Here is a 327-nt window from a genome sequence, read left to right on the forward strand (position 1 = left end):
TGTGCCGCCGATGTGGGCCTCGATTAGCCGGATCGCGCCGTCTTTTGCGGTGCCGGTGATGGTGGTGTCGCTCATGACAAGGTCGCTGTCGGTGCGGAGGCGATCGACGCGCAGTGCGGGGCCGGCGGTGTTGGTGATGGTGGCTCGCGCGAGACTGACCTCGCCGCCGATGTGGGCGCCGGGTAACTGGATCGCGCCGTCGTCTGCGGTGCCGGTGATGGTGGTGTCGCGCATGAACAGGCTGCTGTCGGCGCGGAGGCCGTCGGCGACCAGTGCGGGGCCGGCGGTGTTGGTGATGGTGGCTCGCGCGAGACTGATCTGGCCGCC

General features: G+C 69.7%; 1 pseudogene. It reads right to left on the bottom strand.

The features are described 5' to 3' along the window. Nucleotides 1–327 (bottom strand): annotated as a pseudogene (locus CF165_RS51645) (hypothetical protein); the annotation flags it as partial.

The organism is Amycolatopsis vastitatis (assembly GCF_002234595.1).
In the GTDB taxonomy this organism is placed as follows: Bacteria; Actinomycetota; Actinomycetes; order Mycobacteriales; family Pseudonocardiaceae; genus Amycolatopsis; species Amycolatopsis vastitatis.